We start from the raw sequence: 16,721 nt of genomic DNA, 5'->3' as shown, positions 1-16,721 counted from the left end.
GGAGAATGACTGTGAAGATTTACTTTTTAGTATTTGATATTTTTGGGATGGGCGGAACAGTAAGAACGGTGTTAAATGTAACGAACTATTTGGCACAGTCAGGTTACGACATTGAAATTATTAGCGTTTTTCGCTATCGGGAATCTCCTTTCTTTGAAATTGACCCACGAATTAAAATTCAAGTACTGCACGATGTTGTAAATAGAAAAACAGATAACATCGGCTTTAAAAGCACGATTGTAAAAAAATTATCCAAGATGAAGAGCAGACTAATTCATCCTGATGATGAAGCATACGACTTCTTTTCCTTACTGACGGATATGAAAATGTTTAATGCTATTAAGGAAATTACTTCTGGAATTTTGGTGACAACTCGTCCAAGCTTCAATATATTTGCAAGTAAATATCGAAATAAAGGTGTTTACATTATTGGGCAGGAGCATCTGAATTTTGCCATTTACCCAGAGCGAATGAAAAACTCCATCTTAAAGCACTATAAAAATTTAGATTATTTAGCAACGTTAACAAATGATGATACGGAAGATTACAAACGGCTCCTTGAAGCGAACAGCAAAAAAGTAAAAGTAAAAAAAATTACGAATTCTATTCCTAAGCTGCAAGGGGTTACTTCATCGCTGGAAAGTAAAACGATCATTGCCGCAGGGCGTTTAGCCCCTCAGAAAGGGTTCGATTTATTAATAGAGGCATTCAAGATTGTCCACCCCAAATTTCCCGATTGGAAGTTACGAATTTACGGTTATGGCAGGGAAAAGAATAACCTTCAAGCAATGATTGAGGACAATAAACTGTATAATCATGCGATTTTAATGGGGCCTACACAGCATATTGAGACGGAATTATTAAATGCTTCTATTTATGCCTTAAGTTCCCGGTTTGAAGGGTTTGGAATGGTTATCGTGGAAGCAATGCAATGTGGTGTGCCGGTTGTAAGTTTTGATTGTCCTAAGGGACCCAGTGAAATTATTTCAAACAATGTTGATGGAATTCTTGTGGAAGATGGGAATGTAGAGGAATTTGCTAAGGCCTTAATGGAACTTATGGGCAATCCCGAGAAAAGAAAGCAGTTTGGAAAAAAGGCAGTTGAAAATGTGAAACAATATGAAATTGAAAACATAGGGAAAATATGGCGGGATACGATTGATGAAATATCTCAAAGAAGCGGGCTTTAGAAATGATAAAAACGGGAGGATGTACAAGGGGAAAAATGCTTTGAATCATGCATTTTCTTTAGTCGATGGTATTCATTCAAATTATAGTGAGGAGAGCGGTTCTTTTGTTGTCAGCCATAAAAAAATCGCCGGTGGTCAAGTTCGTTTATAAGTTTTTATTTCAAGTTGTTTCCTTGCTGCCTGCGAAAAAAAACTTAATCATATTTGAAAGCTTTCTTGGCAAGCAATATAGCGATAATCCAAGAGCCATTTATGAGTACTTAAAAAAACATCATCATGAATATGAAATGGTATGGAGTGCGGATCCCCGATTTGAAAAAGGATTTCTTGAGAATGGAGTTCCTTATGTCAAACGTTTCTCTGTTAAGTGGCTGTTTTTGATGGCTAGGGCAAGATTTTGGGTGACCAATAGCCGGATGCCATTGTGGATACCAAAGCCAAAACACACGATTTACTTGCAAACCTGGCATGGAACCCCATTGAAAAAATTGGTTTTTGATATGAAAGAAGTATTAATGCCGGGAACAACAACAGAAGCCTATAAAGAGCATTTTTATCAAGAATCAAGAAATTGGGATTACTTAATTTCTCCGAACCGTTATTCAACCGAGATTTTTAAACGGGCATTTAAATTTGAGAAAGAAGTAATTGAATCCGGGTATCCAAGAAATGATATTTTTTATAAACCAGAGCGGATAGACATTGCCAGGAAATTTAAGGAAACCCATCAATTGCCGATGGATAAAAAGGTTATTCTCTATGCCCCGACTTGGCGGGACAATCAGTACTATCAAATAGGGAAATACAAGCTGGATTTACATTTGGATCTAGGTAAACTGAAAAAAGAATTGGGGGATGAATACATCATCATTCTCCGCATGCACTATTTAGTAGCAGAGAATTTTAACCTGGACAGTTATAAAGGTTTTGCCTATAATTTCTCGAGACACGAAGACATTCAGGAACTGTATCTTATCAGTGATGTACTCATTACGGATTATTCCTCTGTATTTTTTGACTACGCCAATTTAAAGCGGCCAATGATTTTCTTTGCCTACGATATCGATGAATATAAAGAAGATATACGGGGCTTTTATTTTGATTTTGAAAAAAATGCCCCGGGACCGATTGTGAAAACAACGGATGAAGTCATTGAGGTGATAAAAAAATTATCGGAACCAAATCAATTCACCAGTAAATTGAATGAATTTTATCAACAGTTTTGTTACCTTGAGGATGGTCATGCAGCCAGTAGAGTGGTAAAAGAGGTTATTTTAGCTAACAGGAAGGTATAAATTCAACTACGCCTCATGAACCGTCTCTGAGGACTTGTCAATCGGCGAGTTTTCATTTTAAAAAAACTTAAAATCATCACCGTCTGCTTGGTGGTGATTTTTTGATTTTGAACAAACCATATAAAGATATATCAATATAGTATTTTGGAAGAGGTTTTCATATTTTTGTATTTGGTAGATTATCCCATTTTACTATAAATTCAGATTGATAAAAAAATAGAAACAGTGTATAGTACTGTATAATGTGTTTTTACTGAGATCATAACTCCAATAGAGTCCCAGTAATTTTGGGGAGTGTGAAACAAGTCAAATGATTGATTTACATACGGGGAAGGTATCCATCATCATCCCTTATTATAATTCCAATGAATTTATCAAAGAGTGTTTGGATTCTATTTTTCAACAAAGTTATCCAAACTTAGAAATTATCATTATAAATGATGGATCGGATGCAGAAAATACAGCGTATCTTGAGTCCTTATTAACGGATGATCGGATTATTTATGTAAAAAATGAGGAAAACAGGGGAGTTGCCTTTTCACGAAACAAGGGCTTGGAGCTTGCCACAGGAGAGTATGTTTACTTCCTTGACAGTGATGATGCTCTAACCCATAATGCGATCGAGGTTCTCGTTCATCATATTCAAGAATTTCCGGTTATTTCAGGCCGAAAAAAACGATTAGTCAGATCATCGGATTACGTTCCACTGCCGTCAGCCAAATCGGTTGATACCGATGATGCTGAGGCCGACAACGATGACGAAACGATTTCAGATGATGAGTTTGCACTTGGAACCATGCCAGAATTTGAAGATGTAAAGATTAAATATAAGCAGACGTTTTCTTCGAGAGAGCGAAGTATTCTTAATCTATTAATGAAACGGGAATTTATTGAAGAAAACCAGATTAGATTTTATGAGGGTACGAGAGGATATACAGATATCTCTGGATTAGTGCAAATCTTTTCAGCCATTGACTCGCTGCCACAGATTAAAGTCAGAACCTATTATAAGCGTACTGGCATTGCCCCCATTATGAAACCAGCACTTATTCAAAGGCCAATTGAGGAAAGGACTATCGACTTTATTCAACTGTACCTGGATCTGAATAAGAAGTATCGGAAAAACGAACAAGCCAAAAACTATCTTGATAAATTATTATTAGGCTTTTACCGTAGATCCGCCATCTTTATTTTTCGTGAGCCCAATAATTTTGAGAAGTTCTTCCAACTTATAGCCGGAGCGCTCGATTGCTTTAACTGGCAGCTTCTGGCCTCACAGCCACGTCATATTAGGATTGAATTTGGATATCTAAAACAGAAAGATAGAAATAAGTTCAGGAAAACGATGCAATTTCATATTGCTGCAAGGGAAATGAGAAATGCGCTTAAAAGACCAGCAACGTTAAAAAGGTATGTTTATAAAAAAGCGTTTCAATTTGTGGCGAAAAGGGAGACGGATCCAAAGCTGATTATGTTTGAGAGTTTTCTCGGGAAGCAGTATAGTGACAACCCACGGGCAATTTATCAATATTTGAAGGAAAATTATCCTGATTATAAGATGTATTGGAGTATCGATCCACGCTTTCGCAGCGCCTTTCCTGACAAGGGTGTCCCTCTTGTTAAACGGTTTTCGCTTAAATGGCTATTTTTAATGGCAAGGGCAAGGTTTTGGGTGACGAATAGCCGCATGCCGCTTTGGCTTCCAAAGCCGGAGAACACCATTTATTTACAAACGTGGCATGGGACACCGCTGAAAAGACTTGCGCAAGATCAAAAAGAAGTGCTAATGCCGGGAACGACAACTGATAAATATAAGAAAAACTTTTATAAGGAATCAAGAAACTGGGATTACCTTGTTTCGCCTAATCCATACTCAACGGAAATTTTTAGACGGGCCTTTCAATTTGATAAAACGATTGTCGAATCTGGATACCCAAGAAATGATGTCTTTTATCGTTCGGACCTGGCAGAAAGGGCCATGACGTTTAAGAAAAAGCATGGGCTTCCGTTGAATAAAAAAGTGATACTCTATGCACCTACTTGGAGAGATAATCAATTTCATCAAGTAGGGAAATATAAAATGGATTTGCAACTGGATTTAACAAAACTTCAGCAGGAATTAGGATCGGAATACATTATTATTCTTCGGATGCATTATTTGGTTGCCGAAAACTTTGAACTTGGACCATATGAAGGCTTTGCTTATGATTTTTCGAACCATGAGGATATTCAAGATTTATATATTATTAGTGATTTATTGATTACTGACTATTCTTCCGTGTTTTTTGATTATGCCAATTTAAAGCGGCCGATGATTTTCTTTACCTATGACATCGATGAATACAAGGGAGATATCAGAGGATTTTACTTCGATTTTGAGAAAAAAGCCCCGGGTCCGATAGTGAAGACGACAGAAGAAGTAATCGAAGCGGTCAAGTTCTTGTCGCAAGGGAATATTCCAAATGAAAAATTGAATGAATTTTATCAGCGCTTCTGTTCCTTAGAAGACGGACATGCTTCGGAAAGAGTGGTTAAGGAAGTCATTTTAAAAAATGAATAATTGTTAAAGTGGTACATGGAAGATCCGGGAACTAGGTCTACCATGTACCTTTTTAAATGGCCCTCATGTATACCTGACTGATTTGTGGGAAGAAATGTATGGTGTAGACCAGACACAATTAAACAGGTATAAGGGAGCTGTAGAGTTTTGATTAACAAAAAGGTGTTAAAGAGGCGGGTTAAGTTTGTCGTTGACCCGTTATATCAGTATCTGAGAAAGGAAAGCCAGCGCCGAAATTATCAATACATACGATACTTTGAAAAATGTAAGGTGTGTGATCACACGATATTTTATGAAAGCAGAGATGGAAAGAGTATTTCTGATAGTCCATATGCGATTTTTAAATATTTATTGCATCATCCTGAATTCAAGGACTACCAGCATATTTGGTCGGTATCCAGCCTAAATGGTTTAGAACACGTCATAAGGCAATATAAGCAAAGGAAAAATGTATTATTTGTCCGGCGTAATTCCAAGGAATATGTTAAAAGACTGACGACTTCTCAGTATCTTATCAACAATTCGACCTTTCCGTCGTATTTCACCCCAAAAGACGAGCAAATTTATATTAACACTTGGCATGGGACACCACTAAAAAAAATGGGCTTTGATATTCCCGGAAATCCATCGCTGTCACAGAATGTCGTTCGTAATTTTCTAAGTGCCGATTATTTGTTAAGCCCAAATGAACATACGACAAGGATGTTTCTTGAAAGTTATAAGTTGAAGGGAATCTATAATGGTGAAATCCTTCAAGAAGGATATCCAAGGATTGACCTTACGTATCAAAGCAATCCCGAGAAAGTGAAAGGCTATTTATCACAATTAGGGTTAGCCATTGACGCGAACAAACAGACGATTTTGTACGCTCCGACGTGGAAGGGAAGCAATATCGCAAAAGCTAAAAATGATATGCTCCAAATTATTGCCGATATCGCCTATCTGCAGGACATGATAGGAGAAAGCTATAATTTACTCATCAAGGTGCATCCTTTTTTATATGATACAGCCAAAAATTATCTCGAAATTAAGGAGATTCTCATCCCCGATTATATGGACACAAACGAACTGTTAAGTATGGCAGATGTATTAATCACCGATTATTCCAGCATCTTTTTTGATTTTTTGGTAACCAATAAACCGATTCTTTTTTATGTTTGGGACTATGATGATTATAACGAAGAAAGAGGCCGCTATTTACGCGATGATGAATTACCGGGTCCAACCTTGTTTACCATTCAAGAAGTGGCAATGGCTATTCGGGAGCTCGACCAAATAAAGGATGAGTATCAAGAAGTTTATCAACAGGCCAAAAAGAGATTTACTAAACATGATGATGGAAATGTAACCGAACGAATTGTTAACTATATATTTAAACAAGCAGAGACCGTATTGAATGTCATTAAACCGTTGGCAGAGGAAAAGAAAAAAGTTCTTATCTATCCCGGTGGAATGCGAAACAATGGGATCACCACTTCATTTATCAATTTGATGGATAATATCGATTTTCAACAGTTTGATGTCAGTATATTTATGCAGCCAGCGAATTCAAAAGAAGTATTAAATAATATCGCTAAGGTCAATAAAAACGCCCGCTTTTTGTTTCGCACAGGACAGCCGGCCTATAGCTTTGTGGAGGTATACCGCGATAAATGGATTCATAACCGTGGGGTCCATACTCGTTTTACAAAAAGGCTTTATCCGGAGAATGCCTATAAAAGGGATTTCCGACGTCTTTTTGGGCGTGCGCAATTTGATTATGTGATCGATTTCAGCGGCTATAGCTTATATTGGGCAAAATACATCCTTGCCGCTGATGCCAAGAAAAAAATCTGTTATATGCATAATAATCTATTGGCTGACAGCGAGCGGACGATTAATGGTCGCAAACCGCATCGGATTAATTTAAGAGGGCTGTTTTCTGTTTATCATCGGTTTGATAAACTGGTCAGTGTTTCCCTGGGAACAATGGAGGTCAATAAACAAAACTTAGGCCAATATGCGGATGAAGAAAAATTTGATTATGTCATGAATTCCATCAATTATGAAAAAATCTTACGTTTAGCGGATGACAATCCGTCCGTTCAGCCGGAAGAACAAGGAACTGCTCTATCCGCTTCGATCATTAGTAATGTGGTTTTCAAGTCTCCGGCCATGATTAGGATGGGGAAAGACCATTTTGTCTGGAATCGTCCTCCTGGAATTAGCGGTGCCAAGAAAATCGCCCCAGTTAATGATTTTTTGCAAAAAGAGGCAACGATTATACGGAAAGCTCATGCCGGGGCAAAAATATATTATAAATTTTCGATTGGAGACCGGATTGTTGGCTGGCTGGATCAAGAATGTTTCGAGCTTTTACCTGACCGAATCCTCTCTGAAATGAAAGTGAATAAATTAGCGATCATCAGTTATGTACTAGGTCAGGACATTTGGAATCAGCCGTACAAAACGGAAGGAATCAAAAAAATATCTGCCGCTAAAGAATATCAAGGAAAACTGGTAAAGGTTGATAGGGAGGCACGGACCTTTCACGGTGTTTATAGCCGGTTTTCTCTCAATGGTACGGTCATTGGCTGGATTGAATCTTCCGCATTATCTAACTTGCAAGAAACAGCTTTAGCCAGCTTGAAAACGACGGTCTATCAACTGCTTACTTATAAGAAACATCAAACCCTTGTCTCCAATCGGATATTGGAAGAAAGAAATTTATATGAGCTTGCGGCGATAACAGATCCGGGGAAATTTACCATTTGGTCAAAACCTTATCCCAATCCCGGCTGTAAAAAGGTGATGGAGGCCATTGAACTTCTGGATGCAAAAGTGATTGTTACAAATAGTGCCAGGACGGCGAAAGGAACCTATTACTTTTTCTACAATAACGGAAAAAAAATCGGCTGGCTTGATCAAAGAGCCTTTACGATCATTACTGAGCCGATTTTCTTTACCACAAAGGAAGTGAAAAAAACAGCCGTGATTCGATTAGTGGATGATGATGTCATCTGGAACACTCTTCCTGATTCCGCCTCTGCAAAAGTATTGCCTGAATTCGGAGACTATAATGGAAAAAGTGTAACTATTGATCGGGAGGCAAGAAATATTGATGATGTGTATTTCCATTTCAGTTATGAAAATAAACCTGTTGGCTGGTTGAAGAAACGATCATTCGAACATATCATGACCTTGGGAATACACCAAGGAAACCGGTTTATTCCTGCCCCGACAAGCGATAATTATAACTTTATAAATATGGGGAGGCTTTCACCGGAAAAAGGCCAAGATAATTTGATTAGAGCTTTTGCCCGTTTTCGTCAAGACGTAAGGAATGCAAAGCTTTATATTTTAGGTGAAGGCCCGCTTCGGAATGATTTGGAAGCTTTAATATCAGAACTGGGGCTTGAGAATGATGTGTATTTGACCGGACAGGTTGAAAATCCGTTCCATCTGATGAAACAATGTGATTGCTTTGTTTTGTCCTCACATTATGAAGGACAGCCAATGGTTTTGCTTGAGGCAATGACCCATGGAATGAAAATCATCGCAACGGACATTGTTGCCAACCGGACCGTTCTTGAAGATGGGCGCTACGGTCTTTTAGTTGAAAATAGCATAGAGGGTCTTGAAACCGGCTTACGGCAGATGGCTGATAAAGAATCTCATTATAACATGGATGTATTTGTACCAAGTGAATACAATCATCGAGCAATGGGGACGTTTTATAAGATTTTCGAATAACAAGACGCAGGCAAACCCAATTCCGCTTTCATAAAGTGAAGCTTCCACTAGTTAACGGGGTACTGCCTGTTAATTGGGATAAAAATATCAATAGGTACTCACACCACAGTCATTGATACTGTGGTATTTTTTTTGAGTTATTTTACCAGTTCGAATGGTTAGACGGGTAAATTCAACAATTAGACGGGTAATTCTCCATTTTCGACGGGTAAATCCGCAAAACAGACGGGTAAACCCTCATGAACCGTACTTACGGACTTGCCAATCGGCGAGTCTACATTTATGTATAGGAAAAAGCACCTATTTTCTCGACTTGATGGAACTAATTCCAAGCGATCTATTTAATTTTTTTACGTAATACGAGATAATAAGAGTTAATTCGCGGTATTTTTCCATTTTTCATTTACTAGAATTGTAGATTCCTGTAGAAAGGTAGAGAAATAGAGAGAAAAGGAAGTGATTTCATTGAAAAACATTGGCAAAGTGGCGGTTTTGTCAACAAGTCTTTTATTTGGCAGTTACAGCACTTGTACGATAATACCGCTTCTATCTAAAAGTATTGACCATGCAGAAGCTGCAAGCCTGGTTAAGTTTAGTAAAACTTCTTATCAAACAACTGCTAACTTACGCTTGCGTACAAGTCCAAGTACGAAGAGCAAAACGGTTCTTACGATTCCAAAAGGAAAAACAGTTACTTCATCCCAAAAACAGGGAAGCTGGTATAAAGTATCTTATACATATAAATCAAAAGGGAAAAATATCACGAAATCCGGCTGGGTCAGCGGTGACTACATCAAAGAATATAATGTTTATACAAAAACTCTAGGTACTTATTATTCTACGAAAAAGACAGCCAGACTTTATGCAGCGCCAAATACAAAAAAGGCAATGGTAACGGTTCCAAGTAAAACGGTTTTATACTCGACACAGCGAGTTTTGAACAGCATGGGACAGACTTGGTATCGGGTTTCTTATAAAAATAAATACTACTATGTCTATAGCAGTGATGTCAGTAAGACCACGAAACCTAATGACAAACCTGCTGAAACACCAAAAGAAGAAAAAACACATTTGGTGACGGCCAATTTAAATTTGCGTGAATCCCCAGAAGGAACCAGCGTTTTGATTACAATTCCTAAAGGGACCACTGTAAAGTCTTCCGAGATATTAAATGGTGACTGGTATAAGGTAACGTATCGCGGAAAAACTGGTTATGTTTATTATCAGTATTTAAAGCAATATGATTTAACTGACTATCGTTTTATTGATTTGAGGACGAAATCAACGGTAACAGCGCAGCAGATCAATGCCTACATTGCGGCGAATTATAAACGTTATGGGTCTAAAAGCGTCCTGCTTAATAAAGGGCAGGCATTTATCAATGCCGGAAATACCTATGGTGTCAACGCTCTGTATTTAGCTGCTCATGCCATCCATGAAAGTGCATTCGGTACTTCTAATATCTCAATTGGAAAAAATAATCTGTTTGGCTATGGGGCCTATGATGCTGCCCCATTTGTCGGTGCCTATCGGTTTTCCTCCGTGGAACAATGCATTAATTATGTTGCCCAAAAAATGAAAGCTGATTATTTAAATCCAAACGGGACCCATTTTGAAGGGGCGATGCTTGGCTATAAGACGAAGGATTCTAAGGGAAAGACGATTGCCAGCAAGAGCATCGGGATGAACTATTGGTATGCCAGTGACGAAAATTGGGGAAATAAGATTGCCGCTCATATGCAAAAAATCATAGCATTTAATAAAAAAACGTATGAAAACCCGAAAATCAATACAAATTATCCTTCCATACCGGCAATTCCGTCTGGCAGTGATAAATTCCCTGCAGGAATTCAAGCGATTGCCAAAAAAGATTTATCCAGCACCATTAAAAAAGGTAAAATTTTTACATTGCTTGAAAAGACAAATAATTTTCATGTGAAAGTGGGTTACAACCAAAAAACGTACACACTTTCGAATATTAGTTTTTCATCATACAAAAATTATATTTCCGTCTATAACTTGGGAAGAGTTGTCAATGCATCATCCTTAAATATTCGTTCCACCCCTTCAACAACTGGCGAAGATATTGGTGACTTTAAACTAAATCAATATGTTTCGTTAGCATTAGACAAAGAACATAAGCTGATGGAGGATGCAACGAAAAAATGGTACAAGGTAAATATGTCTAATGGTAAAACAGGCTGGGTAAGCAAATCGTACATCAAAAGAGAACTTCCTTAATCGGGAAATTCAGGCACCGTGTTTCACATGGTGCCTGATTCTTTTTGTTCAGGAGTTTCCTGATTATAATTGGGTATTTATTGGGAAAGAAAGGATTGAAATTTAAGAGTGGTAGTTTTATAATAGTGTGGTGACAATTGACAGAACAAAATTCGACTTTTATTGAATAAATAACGGATTATTTCCAACAATAATATTAGGAGGAAATCTCTAATGAAAAAAGTAATAACGTACGGAACATACGATTTGCTTCATTTTGGTCATGTTAACTTATTGAGACGTGCTAGAGAGTTAGGCGACTATTTGATTGTCGGTCTGTCGACTGATGAATTTAATAAAGGGAAGCATAAAGAAGCCTATCACAGTTATGAAAATCGAAAGTTGATCCTTGAATCGATCCGTTATGTGGATGAAGTGATTCCAGAACAAACCTGGGATCAAAAGATTCAAGATGTCATTAAACACAATGTTGATATCTTCGTCATGGGCGATGATTGGGAAGGAAAATTTGATTTCCTCAAAGATTATTGTGAAGTGATTTACTTACCAAGAACAGTCGGCATTTCCACTACCAAAATTAAAACAGATTTGAACATGGTAAAGAATGGCTAGAGAACTAGCCATTTCTTTGTATTTGTTTGTCTTTAAGTGCGTATTTTCACTCTTTCATCACCTGCCGCTTAAAGATAAAACAACTTTTGTCATCAGCTTCGGCGATAACAGTTATTATGTCTTTGAGGAAATGCAACGGCAAAACATCCACACAGAAGTAGTATTTCTGTGCAAAGGAAAAGCGATTAAAAAATTTAGGGAATACCAGGGTGTAACAACGATTCCGTTGGAAACAGCGAATGTATTGGACTGGTGCAGGTCGATTTATCATTTGGCGACTTCACGATATATTTTAATCGATAATTATTTTGGCTTTTTAGCTTCTGTCCGCTTTAAACCGGAAGTGGAGTGTATTCAGTTATGGCATGCTTCAGGAGCGTTAAAAAAATTCGGACTTGAAGATGAATCGGTAAAATATCGCAGCAAGCGGGCCAATCGACGCTTTCAGCAAGTGTACAACCGGTTTGATAAAGTGGTGGTTGGTTCGGATGTGATGGCTGAGACCTTTATCAGATCTTTTGGGCTGAATGAAAACCATATTTTGAGAACAGGCGTTCCAAGAACTGATTTCTTTTTCAACGAAGCGGCAAAACAACGGGCCATGGAAACTCTATTGAGTAAATTTCCTGAATGGGCCGGAAAAAAACTAATTCTTTATGCTCCGACCTATCGTGATACGGAGTTGAATGAATTTTCACTGCATTTGGATATAAAAAAAATGCGTCAGAAGCTGGGTGATGATTTTATTTTAATGTTAAGGCTACATCCGGCTGTGAGAACTTCGTTATATTTGGATGATTTTATGCCAGACTTTTTATATGATTTTTCATCTGATGAATATGAAATCAATGAGCTGCTGTTGGTTGCTGATATATTAATTACCGACTATTCGTCGATCCCGTTTGAGTTTTCTTTGTTACATCGTCCGATGATCTTTTTTACGTATGATTTGGAGGAGTATAAAGCGAAACGCGGGCTCCTAGACGAATTTCCGGCAAACTTGCCAGGTCCGATCGTGAAAGATACTGATTCCATTATTAACTTAATTAAGGAAAATAACTTTAACTTTAATAAAATCGACCAATATGCCAAGCAATGGAATAAATACTCCAATGGCCATTCAAGCGCCAACTTGGTTCGCTATTTATTTCAAGAAAAAAGCAGCCCTCAAGCTTATGAAAAATTGCACGATTACAGTTGAACAGAAGCTTCGAGATTGTTCATTGCTCGAAGCTTTGTTATTTATAATGCCCATTTGGAGAAATTAATGTATAATGAACAAGGTTATACTTGTTAAAGGAAGGACTAATTTTTCATGAAGTCAATGATCACTATCATAAAGGAGCAAATTAGTTCCTTTTATCTGATCTTAAGATTGTCTGCTTTTGAAATGAAAAGTGCCAATGTCAACAATTATTTAGGAAGGTTCTGGGAGATATTAAATCCTGCCATCCAGTTGGCCATTTATTGGTTTGTCTTTGGAATCGGAATCCGTGGCGGGCAAAAAATCCCCTTGGAAAATGGGGTTCAAGCGCCGTTTTTTATTTGGATGGCAACAGGGATGGTCGTGTGGTTTTTTGTGAATCCAATGATCACCAGCACTTCCAGATCAATTTATTCAAGAATTCAGTTAATTGCCAAAATGAGTTTCCCGATGAGTGCCATTCCTTCCTATGTCATTATGGCTGGGTTTTATTCGCATTTAATGCTTGTCGCTTTGATCACGATTATTTTACAATTTACCCAGTTTAAAATATCGGCTTATTTTATTCAACTGCCTTATTTTATGCTGGCAACACTCATTTTCCTGTTGGCGCTTGCACTTATTACATCGACTTTGGCAACAATCATCAGAGATGTCCAGCAACTTATTCAGTCTATTACCAGAATGCTGCTATACTTAACACCGCTGTTATGGCATAGGGACAAATTGGAATTTCATCATGTCGATTTGACTTTTTTATTAAAATTAAATCCGTTATATTATATTGTGGAGGGGTATCGGGCGTCATTATTGGGAACATCATGGTATATTTGGGAATACCCTTCCATGACCTTATATTTCTGGGGAATTACACTTGTCTTTTTCATCATTGGCTCAGTGCTGCATTTAAAATTTAGAAATCGGTTTGTCGATTATTTATAGAAGCTTAGCTTGTGCTTAAAATTGAGGTGATTCTTAATGACTGAATCCGTAATTGTCAAGAATGTCTATAAAAAATATAAGATGCATACAAAGCCGACGGAGAAATTGCTCGATTTAATCTTGCCGGGTGGTTATGGGGAAGATTTCTATGCTTTGCAGGATATTTCTTTTACCGCCAAACAAGGTGATGTCGTTGGTTTAGTTGGGGTGAATGGTTCAGGAAAGTCCACTTTATCGAATATCATTGCCGGTGTAATCCCCCCTACCACGGGAACAGTCGAAACCGTTGGACAAACATCGATTATTGCGATTTCATCGGGGCTGAATAACCAATTAACAGGGCGGGAAAACATTGAATTAAAATGTTTAATGCTCGGCTTTAAAAAGAAGGAAATTCAGGCGATGGAGCCGGAAATTATTGAATTTGCCGATATTGGCAAATTTATTGATCAACCGGTAAAAAAATATTCTAGCGGGATGAAGTCACGACTCGGTTTTGCCATTTCCGTTACCGTTAATCCAGATATTCTGATTGTTGACGAGGCCTTGTCGGTAGGGGACCAGGTTTTTGCACAAAAATCCAAGAACAAGATGTTTGAGTTTAAAGAAAAAGGAAAAACGATATTCTTTGTCAGCCATTCAATGGGACAAATTAAGGAATTTTGTGAAACGGCCATTTGGCTGGAATATGGCGAAATTAAACAATATGGCCCTGTTCCAGAGGTGATTCCGCAATACGAGAAGTTCCTAAAGAAATATAAATCGATGTCCAATGAGGAACAAAAGAAATTCCGCGAAAAAGTGATGCAAAAACAAAGAGGGCTGGCCACCATTTAACGCTTATTGACCCAGATAATATCATAACCTAAATGGCCGTGCTGTTTAGGTTTTCTTTTTGGACAATGAAATTCAGATAAAGAGGTTTTTTCGTAATGGAAACAAATCTAGTCCCGATATTAGGAATTCACTTTGTCAATAAATCGTTTGATGACGTCGTGGCTCAACTTGAGGAGTATATTAAAAGCCAACAGAAAGCATTTATCGTCACCGCTAACCCGGAAATTGTCATGTACGCTGACGGGCATCCTGAGTATAAGTCGATTGTTCAAGCTGCCGACCTGGTAGTTCCAGATGGTATCGGTATTGTGATCGCCTCCAAGATCCTAAATAACCCGATTCAAGAACGTGTGGCCGGATTTGACTTAACGGTGCGCCTGCTGGAGCTTGGCAATGAGCGGAAGTGGCGGATTTATCTTCTTGGCGGCAAGCCGGAGACCAATCAAAAGGCGGTCGAGAATATTCGCAGCAACTATCCGCAGCTGCAGATTGCTGGAAGCCATCATGGCTTCTTTGATTGGCAGGATCCTACTGTTACAGAGGAAATAAAGGCTGCGAACCCGGATATTGTGTTCGTTGCCTTGGGTTTTCCAAAACAGGAAAAATGGATTTTTGAAAATTTACCGCAGTTTTCAAAAGGACTGTTTATTGGGGTTGGTGGCAGTATTGATGTGTTGGCGGGGGAAGTAAAGCGGGCACCGTTATTTTGGCGGAGATTAAATTTGGAATGGTTTTATCGGTTGCTGATGCAGCCGACAAGATGGAAAAGAATGCTGGCGCTGCCGAAATTTTTAGGAAAAATGATTAAAATAAAATTGTCGAAATAAGTGAAACTTTAGCAGATTAAATCCGTCTATCCTTATGGGTCTCAAAAATATATTACTGAAATAAAACGATAATGGCTATGTTTTATCCCAAAATGAAAAATGTGTGCTATAATATGAACGTTATATGTAGAAATATGTGCCTGTTTCGAAGTGACCCTAGAGGGGCACCATATCCGTAAGGAGGATCTACATGCTGTACCTGACCTTTATATTATGTTTTTTATGCTCCATTCTTATTACTCCTTTCGTAAAAAAACTTGCTTTTAAAATTGGAGCTACCGACCAACCAAATCAACGCAAGGTACATCATAAAGTTATGCCCCGGTTAGGCGGGTTGGCTATTTTTATCAGCTTTCTGTTAGGAATATTGATCTTGCAGCCGGAAAGTCCTTATGATGCAGCTCATCCAGCGATTGTGGCTGGCGGCTTCATTATCTTGGTGACAGGGATTTTGGATGATATTTTTGATCTTTCTGCCAGGGTAAAGTTTTTATTACAAATTGTTGCCGCGCTTGTGGTTGTCTTTTGGGGTGGAGTGGATGTAGAGTTCATTAATCTGCCATTTAACGGGCGCATTGATTTCGGTATCTTTACCATTCCCATTACGGTGCTTTGGATTGTCGGTGTCACCAATGCGATCAATTTAATTGACGGTTTGGACGGATTGGCAGCTGGTGTATCATCCATCGCTTTAATTACGATAACAGGTATGGCGGTTGTGATGGGAAATGCCTATGTGGTTGCCATGGGCATCGTTCTCATTGCCAGTACCGTTGGGTTTTTAAAATATAATTTCTATCCGGCCAAGATTTTCATGGGAGATTCTGGTGCGCTGTTTTTAGGCTATATGATTTCCGTTTTGGCCCTCCTTGGATTTAAAAATATTGCGGTCATTTCGTTTGTCGTGCCGATCCTTATTTTGGGTGTTCCCATTTCAGATACATTGTTTGCGATTATTCGCCGGCTATATAATAAAAATCCATTGTCGGCTCCGGATAAATCACATCTCCATCATTGCATTTTGAAGCTGGGTTACAGCCATCGGGAAACGGTATTATTGATCTACGCGATGAGTGCAATGTTTGGACTGGCAGCTGTTATTTTTACAATGACCACTGTTTGGGGCTCGATTATTTTTATTACGATCCTTCTTTTAGCGATTGAAATATTTGTCGAGAACATTGGTTTAATCAATAAAAATTATCGTCCATTGCTTCGGATCATGGGAATGATAAAAACAGAACGAAACCGATAGTGAGCATGAATTCGCATGCTGGCTGT

General features: G+C 38.3%; 11 protein-coding genes and 1 pseudogene. All 12 read left to right on the top strand.

Annotation, left to right across the window (positions count from 1 at the left end):
- The first annotated feature begins 11 nt into the window (after positions 1-11).
- The 12 genes and pseudogenes from JK635_RS23145 to JK635_RS23090 all read left to right on the top strand — a co-directional run bounded on the left by JK635_RS23145 (position 12) and on the right by JK635_RS23090 (position 16,695).
- A complete protein-coding gene (locus JK635_RS23145) occupies positions 12-1,190 on the top strand; it encodes a glycosyltransferase family 4 protein (RefSeq protein ID WP_202656305.1) in 1,179 nt (392 codons plus the stop codon).
- Positions 1,162-1,341, top strand: a complete 180-nt coding sequence (locus JK635_RS23140; protein ID WP_202656332.1) for a hypothetical protein — start codon at positions 1,162-1,164, stop codon at positions 1,339-1,341. The genes JK635_RS23145 and JK635_RS23140 overlap by 29 nt, the downstream gene beginning before the upstream one ends.
- Complete coding sequence (locus tag JK635_RS23135) at positions 1,295-2,485, top strand: CDP-glycerol glycerophosphotransferase family protein (RefSeq protein ID WP_306792992.1); 1,191 nt, start codon at positions 1,295-1,297, stop codon at positions 2,483-2,485. Before JK635_RS23140 ends, JK635_RS23135 begins: the two co-directional genes overlap by 47 nt.
- A gap of 310 nt (positions 2,486-2,795) precedes the next feature.
- The gene (locus JK635_RS24845) at positions 2,796-5,045 is read left to right on the top strand and encodes a bifunctional glycosyltransferase/CDP-glycerol:glycerophosphate glycerophosphotransferase (protein ID WP_202656303.1); all 2,250 of its coding nucleotides are present in this window, start codon (positions 2,796-2,798) and stop codon (positions 5,043-5,045) included.
- 147 nt (positions 5,046-5,192) lie between these two features.
- Entirely contained in the window at positions 5,193-8,777 is a 3,585-nt protein-coding gene (locus tag JK635_RS23125) for a CDP-glycerol glycerophosphotransferase family protein (protein ID WP_235888334.1), read from the top strand.
- A 465-nt stretch (positions 8,778-9,242) separates the two neighbouring features.
- Positions 9,243-11,018 carry an SH3 domain-containing protein gene (locus JK635_RS23120; protein ID WP_202656302.1) on the top strand — a complete coding sequence of 592 codons (1,776 nt, stop codon included), beginning with the start codon at positions 9,243-9,245 and terminating at the stop codon, positions 11,016-11,018.
- Between the two features lie 213 nt (positions 11,019-11,231).
- Complete coding sequence (gene tagD / locus JK635_RS23115) at positions 11,232-11,630, top strand: glycerol-3-phosphate cytidylyltransferase (protein WP_202656301.1); 399 nt, start codon at positions 11,232-11,234, stop codon at positions 11,628-11,630.
- Entirely contained in the window at positions 11,623-12,831 is a 1,209-nt protein-coding gene (locus JK635_RS23110) for a CDP-glycerol glycerophosphotransferase family protein (protein ID WP_202656300.1), read from the top strand. Before tagD ends, JK635_RS23110 begins: the two co-directional genes overlap by 8 nt.
- A 114-nt stretch (positions 12,832-12,945) precedes the next feature.
- Complete coding sequence (locus tag JK635_RS23105) at positions 12,946-13,776, top strand: ABC transporter permease (RefSeq protein ID WP_202656299.1); 831 nt, start codon at positions 12,946-12,948, stop codon at positions 13,774-13,776.
- Between the two features lie 36 nt (positions 13,777-13,812).
- Positions 13,813-14,598: pseudogene (tagH, locus tag JK635_RS23100) on the top strand (teichoic acids export ABC transporter ATP-binding subunit TagH); the annotation flags it as partial.
- 110 nt (positions 14,599-14,708) lie between these two features.
- Positions 14,709-15,440, top strand: a complete 732-nt coding sequence (locus JK635_RS23095; RefSeq protein WP_202656297.1) for a WecB/TagA/CpsF family glycosyltransferase — start codon at positions 14,709-14,711, stop codon at positions 15,438-15,440.
- Between the two features lie 190 nt (positions 15,441-15,630).
- Positions 15,631-16,695, top strand: a complete 1,065-nt coding sequence (locus JK635_RS23090) for a glycosyltransferase family 4 protein (RefSeq protein WP_202656296.1) — start codon at positions 15,631-15,633, stop codon at positions 16,693-16,695.
- Positions 16,696-16,721: the final 26 nt, after the last annotated feature.

Origin of the sequence: Neobacillus paridis, assembly GCF_016765675.1 — a bacterium.
In the GTDB taxonomy this organism is placed as follows: Bacteria; Bacillota; Bacilli; order Bacillales; family Cytobacillaceae; genus Neobacillus; species Neobacillus paridis.
The sequence above is the reverse complement of the archived record's forward strand: the minus strand, read 5'-3'. Positions and strand labels throughout refer to the sequence as shown.